This is a genomic window from Polynucleobacter tropicus, from assembly GCF_013307225.1.
GTDB classification, from domain to species: domain Bacteria; phylum Pseudomonadota; class Gammaproteobacteria; order Burkholderiales; family Burkholderiaceae; genus Polynucleobacter; species Polynucleobacter tropicus.
This window is the reverse complement of sequence record NZ_CP028942.1, coordinates 910,038-929,233: the sequence shown is the minus strand read 5'-3', so window position 1 is coordinate 929,233 and position 19,196 is coordinate 910,038. Positions and strand designations below refer to the sequence as shown.

The following is a 19,196-nucleotide window of genomic DNA, read 5'->3' as shown; positions in this document are numbered from 1 at the left end:
GACTAGCCTTTTAGGTGGTCTAGATCTTCGGCATTAATCGTGTCAACCTTACGGAAGAGCACAACCAAGATTGCTAAGCCGATCGCCGCTTCAGCAGCAGCCACAGTCAAAATAAAGAATACAAATACCTGGCCAGCCATATCCCCTAGGTAATGAGAGAAGGCTACAAAGTTCATATTGACCGATAACAACATCAGTTCAATAGCCATCAACAAGACGATGACATTTTTGCGATTCAAGAAAATACCAATCACGCTGGTGGCAAACAGAATGGCGCTAAGCACCAAGTAATGAGCTAGAGTAATCGTCATTTCTTTTCTCCTCTAGCATCTTGCTTCGCATTCATATCGGCATCCATCTTGACGATTTTCATGCGGTCAGCGGCAACCACGTTTACCTGATCATGAATATTTTGTGACTTGGAATCTTTGCGATTACGCAAAGTAAGCGCCACCGCAGCAATGATCGCCACTAGCAAAATAACGCCAGCAACCTCAAACGCATACACATAGTCACCAAATATCAGCATGCCTAATGCTTGTGTATTGCTTGCCATCGCCTCCTCAGGCATTAACTGAACTGGCACATCTGTTCCAATAAAGCTTCTGATAATTACGATAGATAACTCAAGAACAATCACAGCACCCATCAAGAATGCGATAGGAAGAAACTTTTTGAAATCACGGCGCAAATGCTCTAAATCCAGATCCAACATCATGACAACGAAGAGGAACAGAACCATCACCGCGCCAACGTAAACCAAAATTAATGCCAAGCTCAGGAACTCTGCCTTTAGCAACATCCAGATTCCAGATGCACAAAAGAATGCGAGAACCAAAAATAGCGCTGCATGCACAGGATTACGTGCGGTAATCACGCGTAAGGCGGAAATCACCAACAAACTTGCGAAGCCGTAAAAAAATACGGCAAATAAAGTGGATGGATCGAATGTCATAGTTTCTTTTGCTCGATTCGATTAACGATAAGGCGCATCAATAGCGCGGTTAACGGCAATATCTTTTTCATACTTATCGCCTACAGCCAAAAGCATCTCTTTTGTGAAATACAAGTCGCCACGCTTATCGCCAAAGTATTCAAAAATATTGGTTTCAACGATAGCGTCAACTGGACAAGCCTCTTCACAGAATCCACAGAAAATGCACTTAGTTAAATCAATGTCATAGCGAGTCGTACGACGGGTACCGTCATCACGCTCGGCTGTCTCGATCGTAATTGCATAAGCTGGGCATACTGCTTCACATAATTTGCAACCGATGCAACGTTCTTCCCCATTTTCATAACGGCGCAATGCATGTAGACCACGGAAACGATTCGACAATGGCGTCTTTTCGTCTGGATATTGAACAGTGATTTTTGGTTTAAAGAGATAACGACCGGTAATTGACATACCAGTCAGAATGTCTTTCAACATCAAGCTATCGAGGAATTGGGAAATTTTCTTAAACATGATTGATCAACTTATTTCCAAATATTCCATGGGGATACAACCCATGCACCGATAACCACTACCCAGAATACTGAGATAGGAATGAAGATCTTCCAGCCTAAACGCATAATTTGGTCATAGCGATAGCGAGGCAATGTGGCACGTAACCAGATAACACAAGACAGCAAGAAGAAAGTTTTGCCAAACAACCAGAAAAATCCAGGGATATCTCGCAGAATCGGCAAATCAACAATTGGCAACCAACCGCCTAAGAACATGATTGATGCAACAGCGGCAATCAAAATCATGTTGGCATATTCCGCCAAGAAGAACATGGCAAATGACATACCAGAGTACTCAACCATGTGACCAGCAACAATCTCTGACTCACCCTCAACCACGTCAAATGGGTGACGATTCGTTTCAGCCACACCAGAAATGAAATAGATCAAGAACATCGGCAGCAATGGCAACCAATTCCACGACAAGAAATTCAGACCCATGTGAGCAAAATAACCATGCTCTTGAGACTCAACAATAGTGCTTAAATTTAATGAGCCTGATGTCAGCAATACGGTTACCAATGCAAAGCCCATAGCAATTTCATAAGAAATCATTTGTGCTGATGCACGCATTGCGCCAAGGAATGGGTACTTAGAGTTAGATGACCAGCCAGCTAGGATGACACCATAAACACCAATGGAGGAAATAGCCATGATGTAAAGCAGTCCGGCATTAACGTCCGCCAACATCATCTTCGCTTGGAATGGAATCACCGCCCAAGCTGCAAAGGCTGGTGCGATCACCATAACCGGTGCAATGAAATATAAAACTTTGCTTGCTTGAGTTGGAGAAATAATCTCCTTCATTAGCAGCTTTAATGCATCTGCGATTGGTTGCAATAATCCCAAAGGACCAACACGGTTTGGTCCAAGACGAATGTGCATCCAGCCAATTAATTTACGTTCCCACAAAGTTAGATACGCTACACATCCAAACATTGGTAGAACGATGATGACGATCCGAACCAAGGCCCAAACTAATGGCCACAAAGAACCAAAAATAGCTTCGCCTTGGGTAGTAACGAGGTCTAAGAAATTTTCCATCTCGTTCCTTATGCCTTAGTTACGGTTACAGGACCAAACATAGATCCCAACTTGGAGCTAGCAGCAGTTCCTGCTGAAACTCGAACGGTATTTGCAGCCAAATTTGCCTCTAGTGTTGCTGGCATGTCTACAGATGAACTTCCCTGCGTCACGCGCACTGCATCACCCTCTTTTAAGCCTAATTCAGCGAATAGTTTTTGGCCCAAGCCAACCTGATTGCCACGCTTGGCATCTTTAGTTAGCTGCAAAGCCGAAGCGCGACGAACAATTAAGTCGCCAGCATAGATATTGACATCAGCTAAGCGCTCTAATCCAGAGGATTGCGCGCCTGCGGAAATTGAATTGCTGGAACTTTGATTGTTCAAACGAGTGCAATAGTTATCACCCAATGCCTCACCCAGCACTTCTTCTGGCAAGTTGTATAAGAAACCATCAAGATCCAACAAGCCACCAAGTACTCGTAACACTTTCCAAGCAGGTCGTGAATCACCAAGTGGTTTTACAGAAGGCTGAACTGTTTGCGCTCTACCCTCGGCATTAACAAACGTAGAAACTGTTTCAGTGAATGGCGTAATTGGCAAAATAACATCCGCCACTTCCAATAAGTCTGCAGATTTGAATGGGCTCAATGCAATTACTGTATTTGCTTTTGCTAAAGCAGCACGAGCCTGCTGTGGATTTGGCAAATCAGTATCTGGCTCGATATTCATCAACAATACCGCGCGACGCTCACCTGACAATACAGAGTCAACTCCAGCGCCATTCGCATTTACCAATGAAGCACCAACTGCATTACCGCCCTCAGGCAAGAAACCTAAAGTAGCACCAGTTTGATTAGCAATAAATTGTGCAAGCACATGAAGATCGGATGATTGTGGATGCGCTACCGCTGCAGAGCCAAGCAATACAGCAGTAGTTGCTCCAGATAACAAGCTGTCAGCAATCTTTTGCGCTGCGGCTGAAATAGTTACTGAAGGTGTTCCAGCGGGAACTGAAGCAGACTTCGCTTTTGCTACAGCTTGAGCTACCTCTGCTAATGCGTTCAACCAGGAACTTGGAGCAGCAGCGATGTTAGCAGCCGGAATTAACCAATCATCACCACCCGCATCGATACGTGAAACCTGCAATCCACGTTTAGCAGCAGTGCGTAGACGGGCAGCAACAATTGGTTGATCCTTGCGCAAGAAACTGCCGATGATTAGAGCACGATCCAACTCGCTTAACTTTGCAACTGGCATACCCAACCATGCAGCTGATGCAGCACCAGCAATATTGGCTTGACGTAGACGAGTTTCAACTTGATTTGAGCCCAATCCGCGAATTATCTTTTGTAAAAGATGCAATTCTTCCGTGCTTGAAATTGGATGTGCCAAGGCTCCAATTGATTGCGCGCCGCTTTCAGAGGAAATTGTTTTTAATGAATGAGCTACATAGTCCAATGCAGATTGCCAGTCAGTTTCTAACCACTGACCGCCCTGCTTGACCATTGGTGTTTTTACACGATCAGCGCTATTGAGACCTTCATAAGCAAAACGATCGCGGTCACTAATCCAGCATTCGTTGATAGCTTCATTCTCTAAAGCAACCACACGCATTACTTTGTTATTTTTGGTCTGTACCGTAGTATTTGCACCGAGGCTATCGTGTGGACTTACAGAACGCTTACGCCCCAATTCCCATGTACGAGCCTCATAGCGGAATGGCTTGCTCGTTAGCGCACCAACTGGACATAAATCAATCATGTTTCCAGATAGCTCTGAATCTACCGTTTGACCAACGAATGTAGTGATCTCTGAATGCTCACCACGATTGATCATACCAAGCTCCATCACACCGGCGACTTCTTGGCCAAAGCGGACGCAACGAGTGCAGTGAATGCAACGGCTCATCTCCTGCATGGAGATCAATGGGCCTACATTCTTATGAAATACCACACGCTTCTCTTCTTCATAGCGCGAATTTGACTTACCGTAACCAACCGCCAAATCTTGTAATTGACATTCACCACCTTGGTCGCAAATTGGGCAATCCAATGGATGGTTAATTAGCAAGAATTCCATCACTGAGCGCTGTGCTTCAACCGCCTTAGCAGAGTGCGTAAATACCTTCATGCCTTGAGTCACCGGTGTAGCGCAAGCAGGCAAAGGTTTTGGCGCCTTTTCAACTTCCACCAAACACATACGGCAGTTAGCGGCAATTGATAGTTTCTTGTGATAGCAAAAATGCGGTACGTATGTTCCCAATTTATTCGCGGCGTGCATCACCATCGAACCTTGCGGAACTTCTACCGTCTTGCCATCTAATTCGATTTCAACCATGCTCACTTTTAGGTGTCCCGTACTCAATAACTTATAAAGGTTTCACAGAATCTAAGCAGCGCTTATGTTCTACGTGATACGCAAATTCATCCATGTAATGCTTCAACATGCCGCGTACTGGCATAGCAGCTGCATCACCCAATGCGCAAATGGTGCGACCCTGAATATTGGCAGCAACATCATTTAGCAAATCCAAATCTTCTGGTCGTCCTTGGCCATGTTCAATGCGATGAACAATACGCCATAACCAACCAGTACCTTCGCGACATGGCGTGCACTGACCACATGATTCTTCATGATAGAAATAAGACAAACGCTCTAATGCGCGCACCATACAACGTGTCTCATTCATCACAATCACAGCACCCGATCCCAACATCGAACCAGCTTTCGCAATGCTGTCGTAATCCATTGTCAGATCCATCATTTGCGCACCAGGAATCACTGGAGCAGAAGAGCCGCCTGGAATAACAGCTTTAATTGCCTTGCCATCACGCATGCCACCTGCCAACTTCAATAAATCAGCAAAAGGTGTGCCCAATGGAATCTCATAATTACCAGGATGAGCTACGTCACCAGATACAGAGAAAATCTTTGTACCGCCATTATTTGGCTTGCCAAGATCTAAATAAGCTTGACCACCAATCGCCAAGATGAATGGCACGGCTGCAAACGTTTCAGTATTGTTAATCGTTGTTGGCTTGCCATACAAACCGAAGCTTGCTGGGAATGGTGGCTTAAAGCGTGGCTGACCTTTTTTGCCTTCTAAAGACTCAAGCAATGCAGTTTCTTCGCCACAAATGTATGCACCCCAACCTGGCGCTGCATGTAATTGGAAAGAGAAATCACTACCTAAAATTTTGTCGCCCAAATAACCTGCAGCGCGAGCTTCTTCTAAAGCCTCTTCGAAGCGTGAATACACTTCCCAGATTTCGCCGTGGATGTAGTTGTAACCAGCACTAATACCCATGGTGTACGCACCAATAATCATGCCTTCGATGAGCGCATGTGGGTTGTAACGCATGATGTCGCGGTCTTTAAATGTACCCGGTTCACCTTCGTCGCTATTGCAAACCAAATACTTTTGGCCAGGGAATTGGCGAGGCATAAAGCTCCACTTCAATCCCGTTGGGAAGCCAGCACCTCCACGACCACGTAATGAGGAAGCCTTTAATTCTGCAATAATGGCATCGGGCGCAACCTTATCGTTAATTAAACGACGCAACTGTTGATAACCACCACGGCTTTCGTAATCTTTTAAACGCCAGTTATTGCCATTCAATCCAGCAAGGATGAGAGGTTTAATGTGGCGATCGTGCAAACTGGTCATGCCGCTTTCCCTTCTGCACGGAGTTCATTCAATAGAGCATCAATCTTCTCTTTACTCATAAAGCTGCACATACGCTTGTCATTCACCAACATCACAGGCGAATCACCACATGCACCCATGCACTCACCCTCTTTAAGGGTAAATGTGCCGCACGGCGTAGTTTCATTAAAGCCAATACCCAAAGTTTCTTTAAGGTATGTAGCTGCTGTTTCACCATGCGTTAACTGGCAAGGCAAGTTTGTGCAAATGACCAATTTGTACTTACCAATCGGCTTGGTGTTGTACATGTTGTAGAAGGTAGCAACCTCTTCTACAGCGATGGTTGGCATTTCTAAAATTTGAGCAACGGTAGCAATCACCTCTGGCGATACCCAACCTACTTCAGTTTGGGCTGCGATCAATGAAGCCATGACTGCAGACTGTTTTTGCTCTGGCGGATATTTCGCGACATTGCGGGCAATGTCTGCCAGCGTTTTGTCAGATAGTTGAAGAGTTGTTGTCATTAAATAATCCTTGGCGCGCTAATTAGCGGTCAATCTCCCCGAACACAATATCTTGCGTACCAATAATGGTTACAGCGTCAGCCAACATATGGCCACGAGACATCTCATCCATAGCTGACAGATGCACGAAGCCTGGTGCACGAATCTTCATGCGATATGGTTTATTGGCGCCATCGGAAATCAAATAGATACCAAACTCACCCTTTGGATGTTCAACAGCTGAATAAGCCTCACCATCTGGAACGTGAATACCTTCGGTAAATAACTTGAAGTGGTGAATCAACTCTTCCATATTGGTTTTCATATCCACGCGCTTAGGTGGAGAAACCTTGTGGTTATCACTCATCACAGGACCAGGGTTTGCTTTTAACCAAGCAACGCACTGTTTAATAATGCGATTGGATTGACGCATTTCTTCCATGCGAACCAAATAACGATCATAAGAATCGCCATTTACGCCAACTGGAATATCAAAGTCGAGACGGTCATACACTTCGTATGGCTGCTTTTTACGTAAGTCCCACTCAATACCAGAACCACGCAACATCGGACCCGTAAAGCCTAACTGCAAAGCACGCTCTGGAGTTACCACGCCGATGTTGACCAGACGTTGTTTCCAAATACGGTTATCAGTCAGAAGATTGCAATACTCATCAACGTTTGCATCAAAGCCATTGCTAAATTGCTCAATGAAATCAAGCAATGTACCGCTACGGTTTTCGTTCAAACGTTTTAATGCAGATGCGCTACGAATCTTGGATTTGTTGTACTGCGCCATTTGATCTGGCAAATCACGATATACGCCACCTGGACGATAGTAAGCAGCATGCATACGAGCACCTGATACCGCTTCATACATATCAAAGATATCTTCGCGATCACGGAATGCATACAAGAACACTGCCATTGCACCGACGTCTAATCCGTGGCAACCAATCCAAAGCAAGTGATTCAACAAGCGTGTGAGCTCGTCATACATTACACGAATATATTGAGCGCGTAATGGAACATCTACTTGAAGCAATTTTTCAATTGCCATCACATAAGCATGCTCATTGGACATCATGGATACATAGTCCAAACGATCCATGTATGGAACGTTCTGAATCCAAGTGCGCGTCTCTGCTAATTTTTCTGTAGCGCGATGCAACAAACCAATATGTGGGTCGGCGCGCTGAATGACTTCACCATCCAATTCGAGAACAAGACGTAAAACGCCGTGAGCCGCAGGGTGCTGAGGACCAAAATTGAGGGTGTAATTCTTAATCTGTGCCATGGCTTAAGCTTGACCTCCATACTGCTCTTCACGTACGATGCGTGGAGTAATCTCGCGTGCTTCGATGGTTACCGGCTGATATACAACGCGCTTCAACTCAGGGTCATAACGCATTTCTACATTACCGCTGATTGGGAAATCTTTTCTAAATGGATGACCGATAAAGCCATAGTCAGTCAAGATACGACGTAAGTCATCGTGGCCTTCAAAAATAATTCCATAAAGGTCAAATGCCTCGCGCTCGAACCAGTTTGCAGAATTCCATACGGGAGTAATTGAAGCAACTAATGGATAGCTATCATCTGGAGCGAATACGCGTACGCGCAAACGCCAGTTATGTTCTAGGGACAATAAGTGACTAACAACGCCAAAGCGTTGACCGCTCCAAGCGCCATCTCGGTAGTCTTGGTAATCGACACCACATAAATCAATCAATTGCTCAAACGCTAAAGATGGATCGTCGCGGAGCATTAAAGCAGACTCAAAATAAGTATCTGCTTTTACAGTAACCGTCACTTCACCAAGAGCGATTTCAACAGATTGAATGCGCTGACCTAAAACTTTTTCGAGGTTAGCGGCTAATTGAACCAAACGATCTGACATGCTTTAAGCCTTCCGCGCGATGGTGCTAGTGCGAGTGATCTTGGATTGCAACTGAATAATTCCGTAGATCAACGCTTCTGCAGTTGGAGGGCAACCAGGAACATAAATGTCGACTGGAACAATGCGGTCGCAACCGCGAACAACTGAATAGGAGTTATGGTAGTAACCACCGCCATTTGCGCATGAACCCATAGAGATTACCCAACGTGGCTCAGGCATTTGGTCGTACACCTTACGTAAAGCTGGCGCCATTTTGTTACATAAGGTTCCAGCAACAATCATGAGGTCTGACTGACGCGGTGATGGGCGGAAAACCACGCCAAAACGGTCCAAGTCATAACGTGAAGCACCCGCATGCATCATCTCTACCGCACAACATGCAAGACCAAATGTCATTGGCCACAAAGAACCGTTACGGGTCCAATTAATCAGCTGATCAGCTGTGGTTGTTACAAAACCTTCTTTAAGAACGCCTTCTAATGCCATATCGATCACTCCCAGTCGAGAGCGCCCTTTTTCCAGATATATACAAATCCCACAATGAACTCCAAGAGGAAGATCACCATAGAGGCGTAGCCAAACCAACCTAGATCACGCAATGCAACACCCCAAGGAAAGAGGAATGCAGTTTCAAGGTCAAACAAAATAAAGAGGATGGCAATAAGGTAGTAGCGCACGTCAAACTTCATACGCGCATCTTCGAAAGCTTCAAAACCGCACTCGTATGGCGATAATTTTTCAGCATCAGGCTTCGAAGGAGCCAGAATTTTTCCGAGGAACATGGGGACTAAGCCTACCCCGATACCTACGAGGATAAATAGCAAAACAGGAAAGTAATTAGCGAGATTCAAAATGGTCCTGATTACGTCTAGTAAGCCTTAAAACAGCGAATTATCAATTATTCCACTTCATGCTCAATTGATTTAGAGCAAAAACCCTTACAGATACTGCTTTTTTGGTGCCGACGGCGAGACTCGAACTCGCACAGCCTAAGCCACTACCCCCTCAAGATAGCGTGTCTACCAATTTCACCACGTCGGCATCTTGCAAAACCCATCAATTCTACTGCATTGCACCACTCAACACCCTCAAAAAGAGGTAAGAAAAGCGGTAAAAGACTACATATTTACTTTGGAACCGCTGGCTTGCTTGGATCTTGAGCTGGAGCAGCCGGAACTGTTGGGACGGCAGATGGGGCTACCGTTCCAGAGAGAACGCCAGGGCTGACTTCCTTCTTATTTCCAATCCAAGTAATACCAATGGTGCTGATAAAAAATACAGCAGCAAAAATAGCGGTGGTATGGGACAAAAAGTTGGCGGATCCACTGGCGCCAAACAAGCTACCAGAAGCACCGGAACCAAACGCGGCACCCATATCAGCACCTTTACCCTGTTGCAAGAGAACCAACAGGATTACAGCTAATGCTGAAATTACCTGCAACACGATTAATAAAGTCTTAAACCATTCCACAACATTTCTCCAATAAAAAACTATGCTCTACAGATAGACAGAAAATCCTGTGCATCTAAAGATGCGCCACCAACCAAGCCACCATCAATATCTGGCATGGCAAACAATTCAACGGCATTATCGGGCTTGACACTGCCGCCATACAAAATTCCTACATGTGATGCAACATCTTCATCAAACTCAGCCAACTGAAGACGAATATGTCGATGCATATCTTGCGCAATTTGCGCACTAGCAACTTTTCCAGTCCCAATAGCCCAAACAGGCTCATATGCAATTAAGCAGTCAGCCAATCGATCTTGCAATACATTTACTTGCTTTGCTACCTGCCCACAAACAACCTCCTCAGCCCTGCCGGAGTTACGTTCATCAAGGGTTTCGCCAACACAAATGATCGGCGTCATGCCGTTATCTAGAGCCTGCAATGCTTTTGCCGCAACTGTTTCATCAGCCTCATGGTGCATCTGGCGACGCTCAGAGTGCCCGACGATGACATACTGACAACTCATTTCTTTCAGCATGCTTGCGCTTGCTTCTCCAGTGTATGCACCAGAGGACTGAGCAGAAACATCTTGAGCTCCCAAACTTAAAAAAGCGATGGATTGCTCCTGAATTAATTTCCCACATTGTTGCAAATACGGAAACGGCGGACAAACTACAAATTTACGACCAGCAGGCATACCACTTTCCATGCCTTGAGCAACTGATTTCATCCAATCTTGATTACTAGCAAGACTGCCATTCATTTTCCAGTTGCCAACGATGATGAGCGGACGCATAGGATTGATTAAGTCGTTTATACCGTTAAAACAATCTTGCCAACGTGCTCTGAAGACTCCATCAAGCGATGTGCGTCTGCAGCCTGATCCAATGTAAATGTCTTATAAATGGCCGGCTTTAACTTGCCTGCATTAAGCAAGGGCCAGACATTGTCATGCAACTGTTTAGTAATTTGCTTCTTAAACGAAACAGGACGTGGACGTAAAGTCGATCCAGTAATAGTAAGACGGCGACGTAATATCTGATTAGTACTGACTTCAGCTTTAGAGCCACCTTGAATGGCAATAATCACAATACGACCATCATCAGCCAAGCAATCGATCTCACGTTGAACGTAAGCGCCTGTAACCATATCTAGAATGACATTCACACCTTTGCCATCAGTAGCTTTTTTTACTTCTTCAACAAAGTCTTGAGTTTTGTAATTGATAGCAAGATCAGCACCTAACTTCAAACAAGCGGCGCACTTTTCATCCGTACCAGCGGTAACAAAAACTTTGTGGCCTAAAGCTTTAGCTAGCAAGATGGCTGTTACGCCAATACCGCTTGAACCACCCTGTACTAATAAAGTCTCACCTTCTGATAACTCACCACGCATGAAGACATTGCTCCACACGGTGTAAAAAGTCTCTGGCAATGCTGCTGCCTCTTGATCAGTAAAGCCGGTTGGATAAGGCAAGCACTGCGCAACTGGCGCAGTACATAGGTCTGCATATCCACCGCCCTGGACCAAGGCGCAGACTTTATCGCCAAGCTTGAGACCAAAAGCATTATCAGCATGCGATAAATCACCGCCAATAATTTCACCAGCAACTTCAAGGCCGGGAATATCAGATGCGCCAGCAGGAACTGGGTAATGCCCCTTACGCTGCAAAACGTCAGGGCGATTAATTCCCGCGGCCAGTACCTTAATTAAGATCTCGCCAGATCCCGCAGATGGAACTACAGGGTCAGGACGAGTGGTTGGCACCAACATTTCTGGTGCGCCATATTCTTTAATCTCTATAACGCGCATGAATATCCTTGCTAGTGATCTAGTTCAGAACTTAAGCAGTCTCGCCAGATGGAGCAGGAGCGGCATCAGCCGCGCCTGCTAAAGGAGTAATCGTGCCACCCTCATCTGCCATTGCAGCCTTAAGAGATAAACGCAAACGACCACGCTCATCAGCAGCTAACAACTTCACGCGAACAATCTGACCTTCTTGCAAATAGTCCTTAACTTCCTTTACACGCTCATTTGAAATCTCAGAGATGTGCAAGAGGCCATCTTTACCAGGAAGAATATTGACTAATGCGCCAAACTCGAGGAGCTTCACTACTGGGCCTTCATAGATCTTGCCTACTTCAGCTTCTGCAGTAATACCTTCGATGCGGGATTTAGCTTCAGCCAAACCATCAGCATTGGTAGAGGCAATCGTTACAGTGCCATCATCCTGAATGTCGATGCTGCAACCAGTTTCTTTGGTCAAAGCCTGGATGGTTGCACCACCCTTACCAATCACTTCGCGAATCTTGTCTGGATGAATCTTAAATGACACCATGCGTGGAGCATGTGCTGACAATTCTGTACGTACAGAACCCATTGCTTCTTGCATCTTGCTCAAGATATGTAAGCGACCTTCTTTAGCCTGGGCTAATGCAACCTGCATGATCTCTTTAGTAATACCTTGGACTTTGATATCCATCTGCAATGCAGTAATACCGTTAGCTGTACCAGCTACTTTGAAGTCCATATCGCCCAAGTGATCTTCGTCACCCAAGATGTCAGTTAGAACAGCAAAACGATTGCCATCCAAAATCAAGCCCATTGCAACGCCAGCAACGTGAGCCTTAACTGGAACACCAGCATCCATCATTGCTAAGCAGCCGCCGCAAACAGAAGCCATGGATGAAGAGCCATTAGATTCGGTGATCTCAGAAACTACACGAATGCTGTATGCAAAGTCCTCTGGGCTTGGCAACACGGGAATCAATGCGCGCTTTGCCAAACGACCGTGGCCGATTTCACGACGCTTAGGGCTACCTACGCGACCAGTTTCGCCAGTAGCAAATGGAGGCATGTTGTAGTGGAACATGAAACGATCGCGGTATTCACCTTCGAGCGCATCAATAATTTGTTCGTCACGCGCTGTACCCAAAGTAGCAACAACGAGAGCCTGTGTTTCACCGCGAGTAAACAATGCTGAACCGTGAGTGCGTGGTAATACGCCATTACGAATCTCGATTGGACGAACGGTGCGTGTATCGCGACCATCAATACGTGGCTCGCCATTCAAAATCTGACTACGAACAATCTTTGCCTCGATTTCAAACAAGATATTGCCAACAGCAACATCATCCACTTCACCTTCTTCAGCTAATTTCGCCAATACCTCTTTAGTGATTGCCTTAAGCTTGTCAGAGCGTGCGCCCTTTTGACGAATTTGATATGCCTCACGCAATGGGCCTTCAGCCAATGCGCTTACTTTAGCAATCAATGGCTCATCTTTAGGGGCTGCTTGCCAATCCCACTCTGGCTTACCTGCTTCACGAACCAAATCGTTAATCGCATTGATCGCGGTTTGCATTTGCTCGTGACCATATACGACTGCGCCCAACATAATTTCTTCAGAAAGTTGGTTTGCTTCAGATTCAACCATCAATACAGCAGCTTGTGTACCAGCAACGATTAAATCGAGCTCGCTAGTAGCTTGCTCTGAACGAGTTGGGTTCAATAGATACTGGCCATTTGCATAACCCACACGAGCTGCGCCAACTGGACCGCTAAATGGGATACCAGAAACCGCCAATGCTGCAGAAGCTGCGATCAATGCAGGGATGTCAGATGGAACGTCTGGATTGATCGACAACACGTGCACTACAACCTGTACTTCGTTGTAGAAGCCTTCTGGGAATAATGGACGAATAGGACGGTCAATCAGACGAGAGATTAATGTTTCACCTTCAGATGGACGACCTTCACGACGGAAGAAGCCGCCAGGAATCTTACCTGCAGCATAGGTCTTCTCAAGATAATCTACTGTCAATGGGAAAAAGTCTTGGCCTGGCTTAGCAGTCTTAGAGGCAACTACTGTACCCATTACTACGGTGTCATCTACGTTAACGATTACAGCACCACCAGCTTGACGAGCGATCTCGCCTGTTTCCATGGTTACTTGATGGTTGCCCCACTGAAAACTCTTCACTGCTTTTTTAAACATACTCATTTTTGATTCTCTCCAAATTATTCACGCAATACTCACACGAGCACTACGTTTGCCGTGAGATAAAGCAGTGTCACGACAACACTGGAGCGATTGAAGATTTCAAGGGATGCCATTCCAGGGAGACTCTGTTTTAACTACTCAGAAACTCATTGGAATGACACGATCCCCTACACAAATAATCTAAAAGCGCTCAAAAAACATGCCACCTTCTTAAGACTGATTCAGTGAAGAAACAACCCTAAGCAAGATGGCATTGCAATACCGATAAGAATTACTTACGGAGACCTAATTTCTCGATCAATGCGCGATAGCGATCCAGATCTTTGCCTTTAAGGTAATCCAAGAGGCGACGGCGACGTGAAACCATCTTCAACAAACCGCGACGGCTGTGATGGTCTTTAGCGTTAGCCTTGAAATGGGGGGTTAATTCATTGATGCGGGCTGTTAGCAATGAAACTTGAACTTCAGGGCTACCCGTATCGTTTGCGCTGCGCGCGTTTTCTTTGACGATTTCCGCCGTTTTGATATCAGCAACTGCCATTTTTAATACTCCTTACTTGCGAACACCTGAGCTTTCACCCAATTTGTGTCGTGCTTAATTAAACAAAAAAACTAAAAAAGCTTTATAAATCAAAGCCCTCGAATTGTAGCAGATTCAGAACTGGTTTACGGGCCAAGAAAAAGCCCTCTAATGAGGGCTTTATACATTTTATCCTTTAAAAACAGTTACTTAAGGATTTATAGGTGACCACTACGGCGTCATTTGGGCATTTAGCTTCGCCTGGCTTGGATCATGCAACTTATTTAAAGCAGATAAATACGCTTTTGCTGAAGCAGCAATGATGTCAGGGTCTGTGCCCACGCCATTCACAATGCGACCGCCTTTTGACAGGCGCACTGTTACTTCGCCTTGTGACTGAGTTCCCGAGGTAATCGCATTAACAGAGTACAACAATTGTTCGGCCCCACTCTTTGCAATTTCCTCTATAGCATTCAAGCTTGCATCAACTGGTCCGTTGCCTTCTGCTTCAGAGCTCACTTCATTATCGCCCATACGGAAAGTGATGCGGGACTTAGGTCGCTCACCTGTTTCAGAATGTTGATTCAAAGAAATGAATTGGAAAAATTCACCCTCTTCTGCAGCGGCTGCATCCGACATGATGGCGATGATGTCTTCATCAAAGATCTCCGCCTTTTGATCAGCCAATGCCTTAAAGCGCGTGAATGCTTCGTTCAAATCCGCTTCAGCTTCTACAGTAATGCCTAATTCTTGCAAGCGCTGTTTAAATGCATTACGTCCCGACAATTTGCCCAAGACGATCTTGTTGGTTGTCCAACCCACATCTTCTGCGCGCATGATTTCATAGGTTTCACGATTCTTCAAAATACCGTCCTGGTGAATACCAGAGGCATGCGCAAAGGCGTTCGCCCCAACAACTGCCTTGTTTGGCTGAACAACGAAACCTGTGATCTGAGAAACCAATTTGGATGCGGGAACAATTTGACTTGCATCGATGCCGCAAACCACATCGAAGTAATCTTTGCGAGTACGCAAGGACATTACGATTTCTTCTAATGCGGTATTACCAGCGCGCTCACCCAAGCCATTAATAGTGCACTCGATTTGACGAGCCCCACCAATCTTCACGCCAGCCAATGAATTAGCGACAGCCATACCCAAGTCATTATGACAATGCACTGACCAAACGGCTTTATCAGAATTAGGAATACGTGTACGCAAAGTCTTAATAAACTCGCCATACAACTCAGGTGTTGCGTAACCAACCGTATCAGGAATATTAATAGTTGAAGCCCCTTCATTGATGACTGCCTCAACTACGCGGCATAAGAAATCCATCTCTGATCGATAGCCATCTTCCGCAGAGAACTCAATATCCGAAGCCAAATTTCTAGCAAAACGAATCGAGCGTTTGGCTTGCTCCAACACCTCTTCGGGAGACATGCGCAATTTCACTGCCATATGCAATGGGCTGGTAGCCAAAAATGCATGAATACGCTTGGCATTGGCAGCCTGTAATGCATCGGCAGCACGGATAATGTCTTTGTCATTCGCTCTAGCCAATGAGCAGACAATCGAATCCTTGACTGCAGCAGCTACCGCAGAGATAGCCTGAAAGTCCCCTTCAGAACTTGCCGCGAATCCAGCTTCAATCACATCCACCTTTAAACGCTCGAGTTGACGAGCAATGCGAACTTTCTCGTCCTTAGTCATCGACGCGCCTGGGGATTGCTCACCATCACGCAAGGTGGTGTCAAAAATGATTACTTTGTCGCTCATCACTACTCTCCGGTTTTACTTAATATCTCTTGAACAGCATTCTAAAAACAAAAACCCCAGCAATATGCTGGGGCTGGTATTGGTGGTTAATGAATAGTATCTATCTCATCAACTCAGGCCTTACCCGCCCCAAGCTTTAGGCTTAGTGCTAGCAGAAGAAGGCCGTTTAAAAGTGAGAAATTCATCAACATGGAATTACTATACCCCAAAAAAAGGGTTTTAGCTAAAACGTTTACCGCTGAGGCGTTCCCATGCCCAAATCACATAACCAGAAACCGAGTAGACAACGAACAAGCCGAACAAGGTTAGCGGTGGATTAGAGGAAATCAATACAAAGGTCAGAATTAACAAGACCATCACCCCAAAAGGGACTCGGTAGCGAACATCCAAGGCTTTGCCGCTGTAAAACCGTGCATTAGACACCATGGTTAAACCAGCATAAACCGCAATAAAGAAAGTAATCCATGGAATAGCGGAATCGCGCACTGGAATCTTGTTGTCATCCGCCAGCCATATAAATCCAGCTATAAGCGAACCTGCAGCTGGACTAGGAAGACCTTGGAAGAATTTTTTATCCACCACGCCAGTATTAACGTTAAAACGAGCTAGACGCAATGCAGCGCCAGCGCAATAAGTGAAGGCAGCCAGCCAGCCCCACTTACCCAAATCTTTCAGTGCCCACTCATAAGCAACCAATGCGGGAGCAACACCAAAAGACACCATATCTGCGAGTGAATCGTACTGCTCTCCAAACGCACTTTGCGTATTGGTCATACGGGCTACTCGGCCATCCATTCCATCGAGCACTAACGATGCAAAGATCGCAATAGCTGCTACTTGGAATTGATCATTCATCGCATTGACGATGGCGAAGAATCCGCTAAACAAGGCCGCCGTCGTAAATGCATTTGGCAATAAATAAATGCCCTTGCTACGTAAACGTGGTTTTTCTGGAAGTAGCTCTTCTATTTCATAATCAAGATCATCACCAAGAGCGTCAGCCCACTGGCTCTCATCAGAGCCAAGTCGGCGTGAATTGATGCGACTGCGATTGATGCGACCACGACGGCGAAATGTAGTCAAAATATTTTCCGTTGAATGAAATAAATCAATCTAAGCCTGGCACGCGCGCCAAAGCGGTATTCGTTGCGAATACTTTATCACCTACAGATACCAAAGGCTCTGCCGTCAAAGGCAAATACACGTCCACACGTGAGCCAAAGCGGATAAAACCATAACGCTCACCTGCTTTCAGGCGGTCACCAACATGGATATAACAAAGAATACGGCGTGCAATTAAACCAGCTACTTGCACGAGAGTGATTGTTTGACCATTAGCGTCTATCACAACTGCATTGCGCTCATTCTCAGTAGAGGCCTTATCCAAATCAGCATTCACAAACCTGCCTGGGAAATATTGAATTTCTTTTACTAAGCCATTTACAGAACTGCGATTGGAATGCACATTAAATACGTTCATAAAGACACTGATCTTCAGCGCTTCACGACCAGCGTATGGATCATTTGCGGTTTCAACAACCACGATACGACCATCAGCAGGAGATAAAACTAAATCGCGACCTAGTGCTGGAATGCGCTGGGGATCGCGGAAGAACTGCAGAACAAAGAGGGAGATAATCCACAAGGGCCAAGACCATGCAATGCCGCCAAAGTGATGAACCAATAGGGTCACCACTCCCACTGAAGCCAAATAAGGCCAACCTTCTTTCGCAATAATGGGATGGGGATACATCATCTTTGTTCCGAGCCTTTTAAATTACTTCTATTAATGAATGAATGCTTAGTTCTTAGTTTGATCAACCAACTTGTTCTTCGCAATCCAAGGCATCATCGCGCGCAATTTCGCACCTACTACTTCGATGTCATGCTCTGCGTTCAAACGACGACGTGAAATCAATGTTGGAGCACCTGCCTTATTCTCCAAAATGAAGCTCTTCGCATACTCACCAGTCTGAATGTCTTTCAAGCACTGACGCATTGCGTTCTTAGTGTCTTCAGTAACAACGCGTGGGCCAGTTACATACTCGCCGTACTCAGCGTTATTAGAGATAGAGTAGTTCATGTTGGCAATTCCGCCTTCATAGATCAAATCCACAATCAACTTGAGCTCATGCAAGCACTCAAAGTAAGCCATCTCAGGAGCGTAACCAGCTTCAACCAAAGTTTCAAAGCCTGCTTTGATTAATTCCACTGCGCCACCGCAGAGAACAGCCTGCTCACCGAACAAGTCGGTTTCTGTTTCTTCACGGAAATTGGTCTCGATAATGCCAGCACGACCACCGCCGTTAGCAGTTGCGTATGACAAAGCGACATCACGGGCTGAGCCAGATTTATCTTGGTACACAGCGATCAAATGTGGAACACCGCCACCTTGTGAGTAAGTGCCACGAACAGTATGACCAGGAGCCTTAGGAGCAATCATAATCACGTCCAAGTCAGCGCGTGGCTGAACTTGACCGTAGTGAACATTAAAGCCGTGAGCGAATGCAAGAGCAGCGCCCTGCTTAATATTGCCATGCACTTCTTTGTTATACACGTCAGCGATTTGCTCATCTGGCAACAACATCATGACTACGTCAGCATCTTTAACAGCATCCGCAACTTCTTTAACAGTTAAACCTGCATTTGCAGCTTTGCTCCAGGAAGCGCCGTTCTTACGCAAACCAACAGTCACATTCACACCAGAATCCTTGAGGTTCAAAGCGTGTGCATGGCCTTGGGAACCATAACCAATGATCGTGACTTTCTTGCCCTTAATGAGGGACAAATCTGCGTCTTTATCGTAAAAAACTTTCATGCTGTTTCCTTCTGTTGAAAAATATAGTTATTAGAGTAA

At 45.6% G+C, this 19,196-nt stretch carries 20 protein-coding genes and 1 tRNA gene; all 21 read right to left on the bottom strand.

What is annotated here, in order from left to right:
• Positions 1 to 2 precede the first annotated feature (2 nt).
• Entirely contained in the window at positions 3 to 311 is a 309-nt protein-coding gene (nuoK, locus tag DCO17_RS04850; protein ID WP_114638655.1) for an NADH-quinone oxidoreductase subunit NuoK, read from the bottom strand.
• Positions 308 to 955, bottom strand: coding sequence for an NADH-quinone oxidoreductase subunit J (locus DCO17_RS04845; protein WP_173955654.1), 648 nt, complete (start codon positions 953 to 955; stop codon positions 308 to 310). Before DCO17_RS04845 ends, nuoK begins: the two co-directional genes overlap by 4 nt.
• Positions 956 to 976: 21 nt before the next feature.
• Positions 977 to 1,468 (bottom strand): NADH-quinone oxidoreductase subunit NuoI, encoded by a 492-nt coding sequence (nuoI, locus tag DCO17_RS04840; protein WP_173955653.1) that lies wholly within the window; start codon positions 1,466 to 1,468, stop codon positions 977 to 979.
• An 11-nt stretch (positions 1,469 to 1,479) separates the two neighbouring features.
• Positions 1,480 to 2,553 carry an NADH-quinone oxidoreductase subunit NuoH gene (nuoH, locus tag DCO17_RS04835; RefSeq protein ID WP_173955652.1) on the bottom strand — a complete coding sequence of 358 codons (1,074 nt, stop codon included), beginning with the start codon at positions 2,551 to 2,553 and terminating at the stop codon, positions 1,480 to 1,482.
• An 8-nt stretch (positions 2,554 to 2,561) separates the two neighbouring features.
• A complete protein-coding gene (nuoG, locus tag DCO17_RS04830) occupies positions 2,562 to 4,871 on the bottom strand; it encodes an NADH-quinone oxidoreductase subunit NuoG (protein WP_173955651.1) in 2,310 nt (769 codons plus the stop codon).
• Positions 4,872 to 4,902: 31 nt separating this feature from the next.
• Complete coding sequence (nuoF, locus tag DCO17_RS04825; RefSeq protein WP_173955650.1) at positions 4,903 to 6,201, bottom strand: NADH-quinone oxidoreductase subunit NuoF; 1,299 nt, start codon at positions 6,199 to 6,201, stop codon at positions 4,903 to 4,905.
• A complete protein-coding gene (gene nuoE / locus DCO17_RS04820) occupies positions 6,198 to 6,704 on the bottom strand; it encodes an NADH-quinone oxidoreductase subunit NuoE (protein WP_173955649.1) in 507 nt (168 codons plus the stop codon). The genes nuoF and nuoE overlap by 4 nt, the downstream gene beginning before the upstream one ends.
• Before the next feature lie 22 nt (positions 6,705 to 6,726).
• Positions 6,727 to 7,980 (bottom strand): NADH-quinone oxidoreductase subunit D, encoded by a 1,254-nt coding sequence (locus tag DCO17_RS04815; protein ID WP_173955648.1) that lies wholly within the window; start codon positions 7,978 to 7,980, stop codon positions 6,727 to 6,729.
• A 3-nt stretch (positions 7,981 to 7,983) separates the two neighbouring features.
• On the bottom strand, positions 7,984 to 8,583 hold the full coding sequence (locus tag DCO17_RS04810; RefSeq protein ID WP_173955647.1) for an NADH-quinone oxidoreductase subunit C: 600 nt from the start codon (positions 8,581 to 8,583) through the stop codon (positions 7,984 to 7,986).
• 3 nt (positions 8,584 to 8,586) lie between these two features.
• Positions 8,587 to 9,069 (bottom strand): NuoB/complex I 20 kDa subunit family protein, encoded by a 483-nt coding sequence (locus DCO17_RS04805; protein ID WP_114638664.1) that lies wholly within the window; start codon positions 9,067 to 9,069, stop codon positions 8,587 to 8,589.
• Between the two features lie 5 nt (positions 9,070 to 9,074).
• Positions 9,075 to 9,434 (bottom strand): NADH-quinone oxidoreductase subunit A, encoded by a 360-nt coding sequence (locus tag DCO17_RS04800; protein ID WP_068948474.1) that lies wholly within the window; start codon positions 9,432 to 9,434, stop codon positions 9,075 to 9,077.
• Between the two features lie 105 nt (positions 9,435 to 9,539).
• Positions 9,540 to 9,624: transfer RNA gene (locus DCO17_RS04795), tRNA-Leu, on the bottom strand.
• Positions 9,625 to 9,709: 85 nt separating this feature from the next.
• Positions 9,710 to 10,054 carry a preprotein translocase subunit SecG gene (secG, locus tag DCO17_RS04790; protein ID WP_173955646.1) on the bottom strand — a complete coding sequence of 115 codons (345 nt, stop codon included), beginning with the start codon at positions 10,052 to 10,054 and terminating at the stop codon, positions 9,710 to 9,712.
• A 20-nt stretch (positions 10,055 to 10,074) separates the two neighbouring features.
• Positions 10,075 to 10,833: a triose-phosphate isomerase gene (gene tpiA / locus DCO17_RS04785; protein WP_173955645.1), complete on the bottom strand. Its 759-nt coding sequence runs from the start codon at positions 10,831 to 10,833 to the stop codon at positions 10,075 to 10,077.
• Positions 10,834 to 10,850: 17 nt separating this feature from the next.
• Positions 10,851 to 11,849: an NAD(P)H-quinone oxidoreductase gene (locus DCO17_RS04780; protein ID WP_173955644.1), complete on the bottom strand. Its 999-nt coding sequence runs from the start codon at positions 11,847 to 11,849 to the stop codon at positions 10,851 to 10,853.
• Between the two features lie 31 nt (positions 11,850 to 11,880).
• Positions 11,881 to 14,040, bottom strand: a complete 2,160-nt coding sequence (gene pnp, locus DCO17_RS04775) for a polyribonucleotide nucleotidyltransferase (protein WP_173955643.1) — start codon at positions 14,038 to 14,040, stop codon at positions 11,881 to 11,883.
• 271 nt (positions 14,041 to 14,311) lie between these two features.
• Complete coding sequence (gene rpsO / locus DCO17_RS04770) at positions 14,312 to 14,581, bottom strand: 30S ribosomal protein S15 (protein ID WP_068323724.1); 270 nt, start codon at positions 14,579 to 14,581, stop codon at positions 14,312 to 14,314.
• 210 nt (positions 14,582 to 14,791) lie between these two features.
• Positions 14,792 to 16,339: a 2-isopropylmalate synthase gene (locus DCO17_RS04765; RefSeq protein WP_173955642.1), complete on the bottom strand. Its 1,548-nt coding sequence runs from the start codon at positions 16,337 to 16,339 to the stop codon at positions 14,792 to 14,794.
• Between the two features lie 219 nt (positions 16,340 to 16,558).
• Positions 16,559 to 17,422, bottom strand: coding sequence for a CDP-diacylglycerol--serine O-phosphatidyltransferase (gene pssA / locus DCO17_RS04760; RefSeq protein WP_173955641.1), 864 nt, complete (start codon positions 17,420 to 17,422; stop codon positions 16,559 to 16,561).
• Positions 17,423 to 17,447: 25 nt separating this feature from the next.
• The gene (locus DCO17_RS04755; RefSeq protein ID WP_173955640.1) at positions 17,448 to 18,095 is read right to left on the bottom strand and encodes a phosphatidylserine decarboxylase; all 648 of its coding nucleotides are present in this window, start codon (positions 18,093 to 18,095) and stop codon (positions 17,448 to 17,450) included.
• Between the two features lie 45 nt (positions 18,096 to 18,140).
• Positions 18,141 to 19,157 (bottom strand): ketol-acid reductoisomerase, encoded by a 1,017-nt coding sequence (gene ilvC / locus DCO17_RS04750; RefSeq protein WP_173955639.1) that lies wholly within the window; start codon positions 19,155 to 19,157, stop codon positions 18,141 to 18,143.
• Between the last annotated feature and the right edge of the window lie 39 nt (positions 19,158 to 19,196).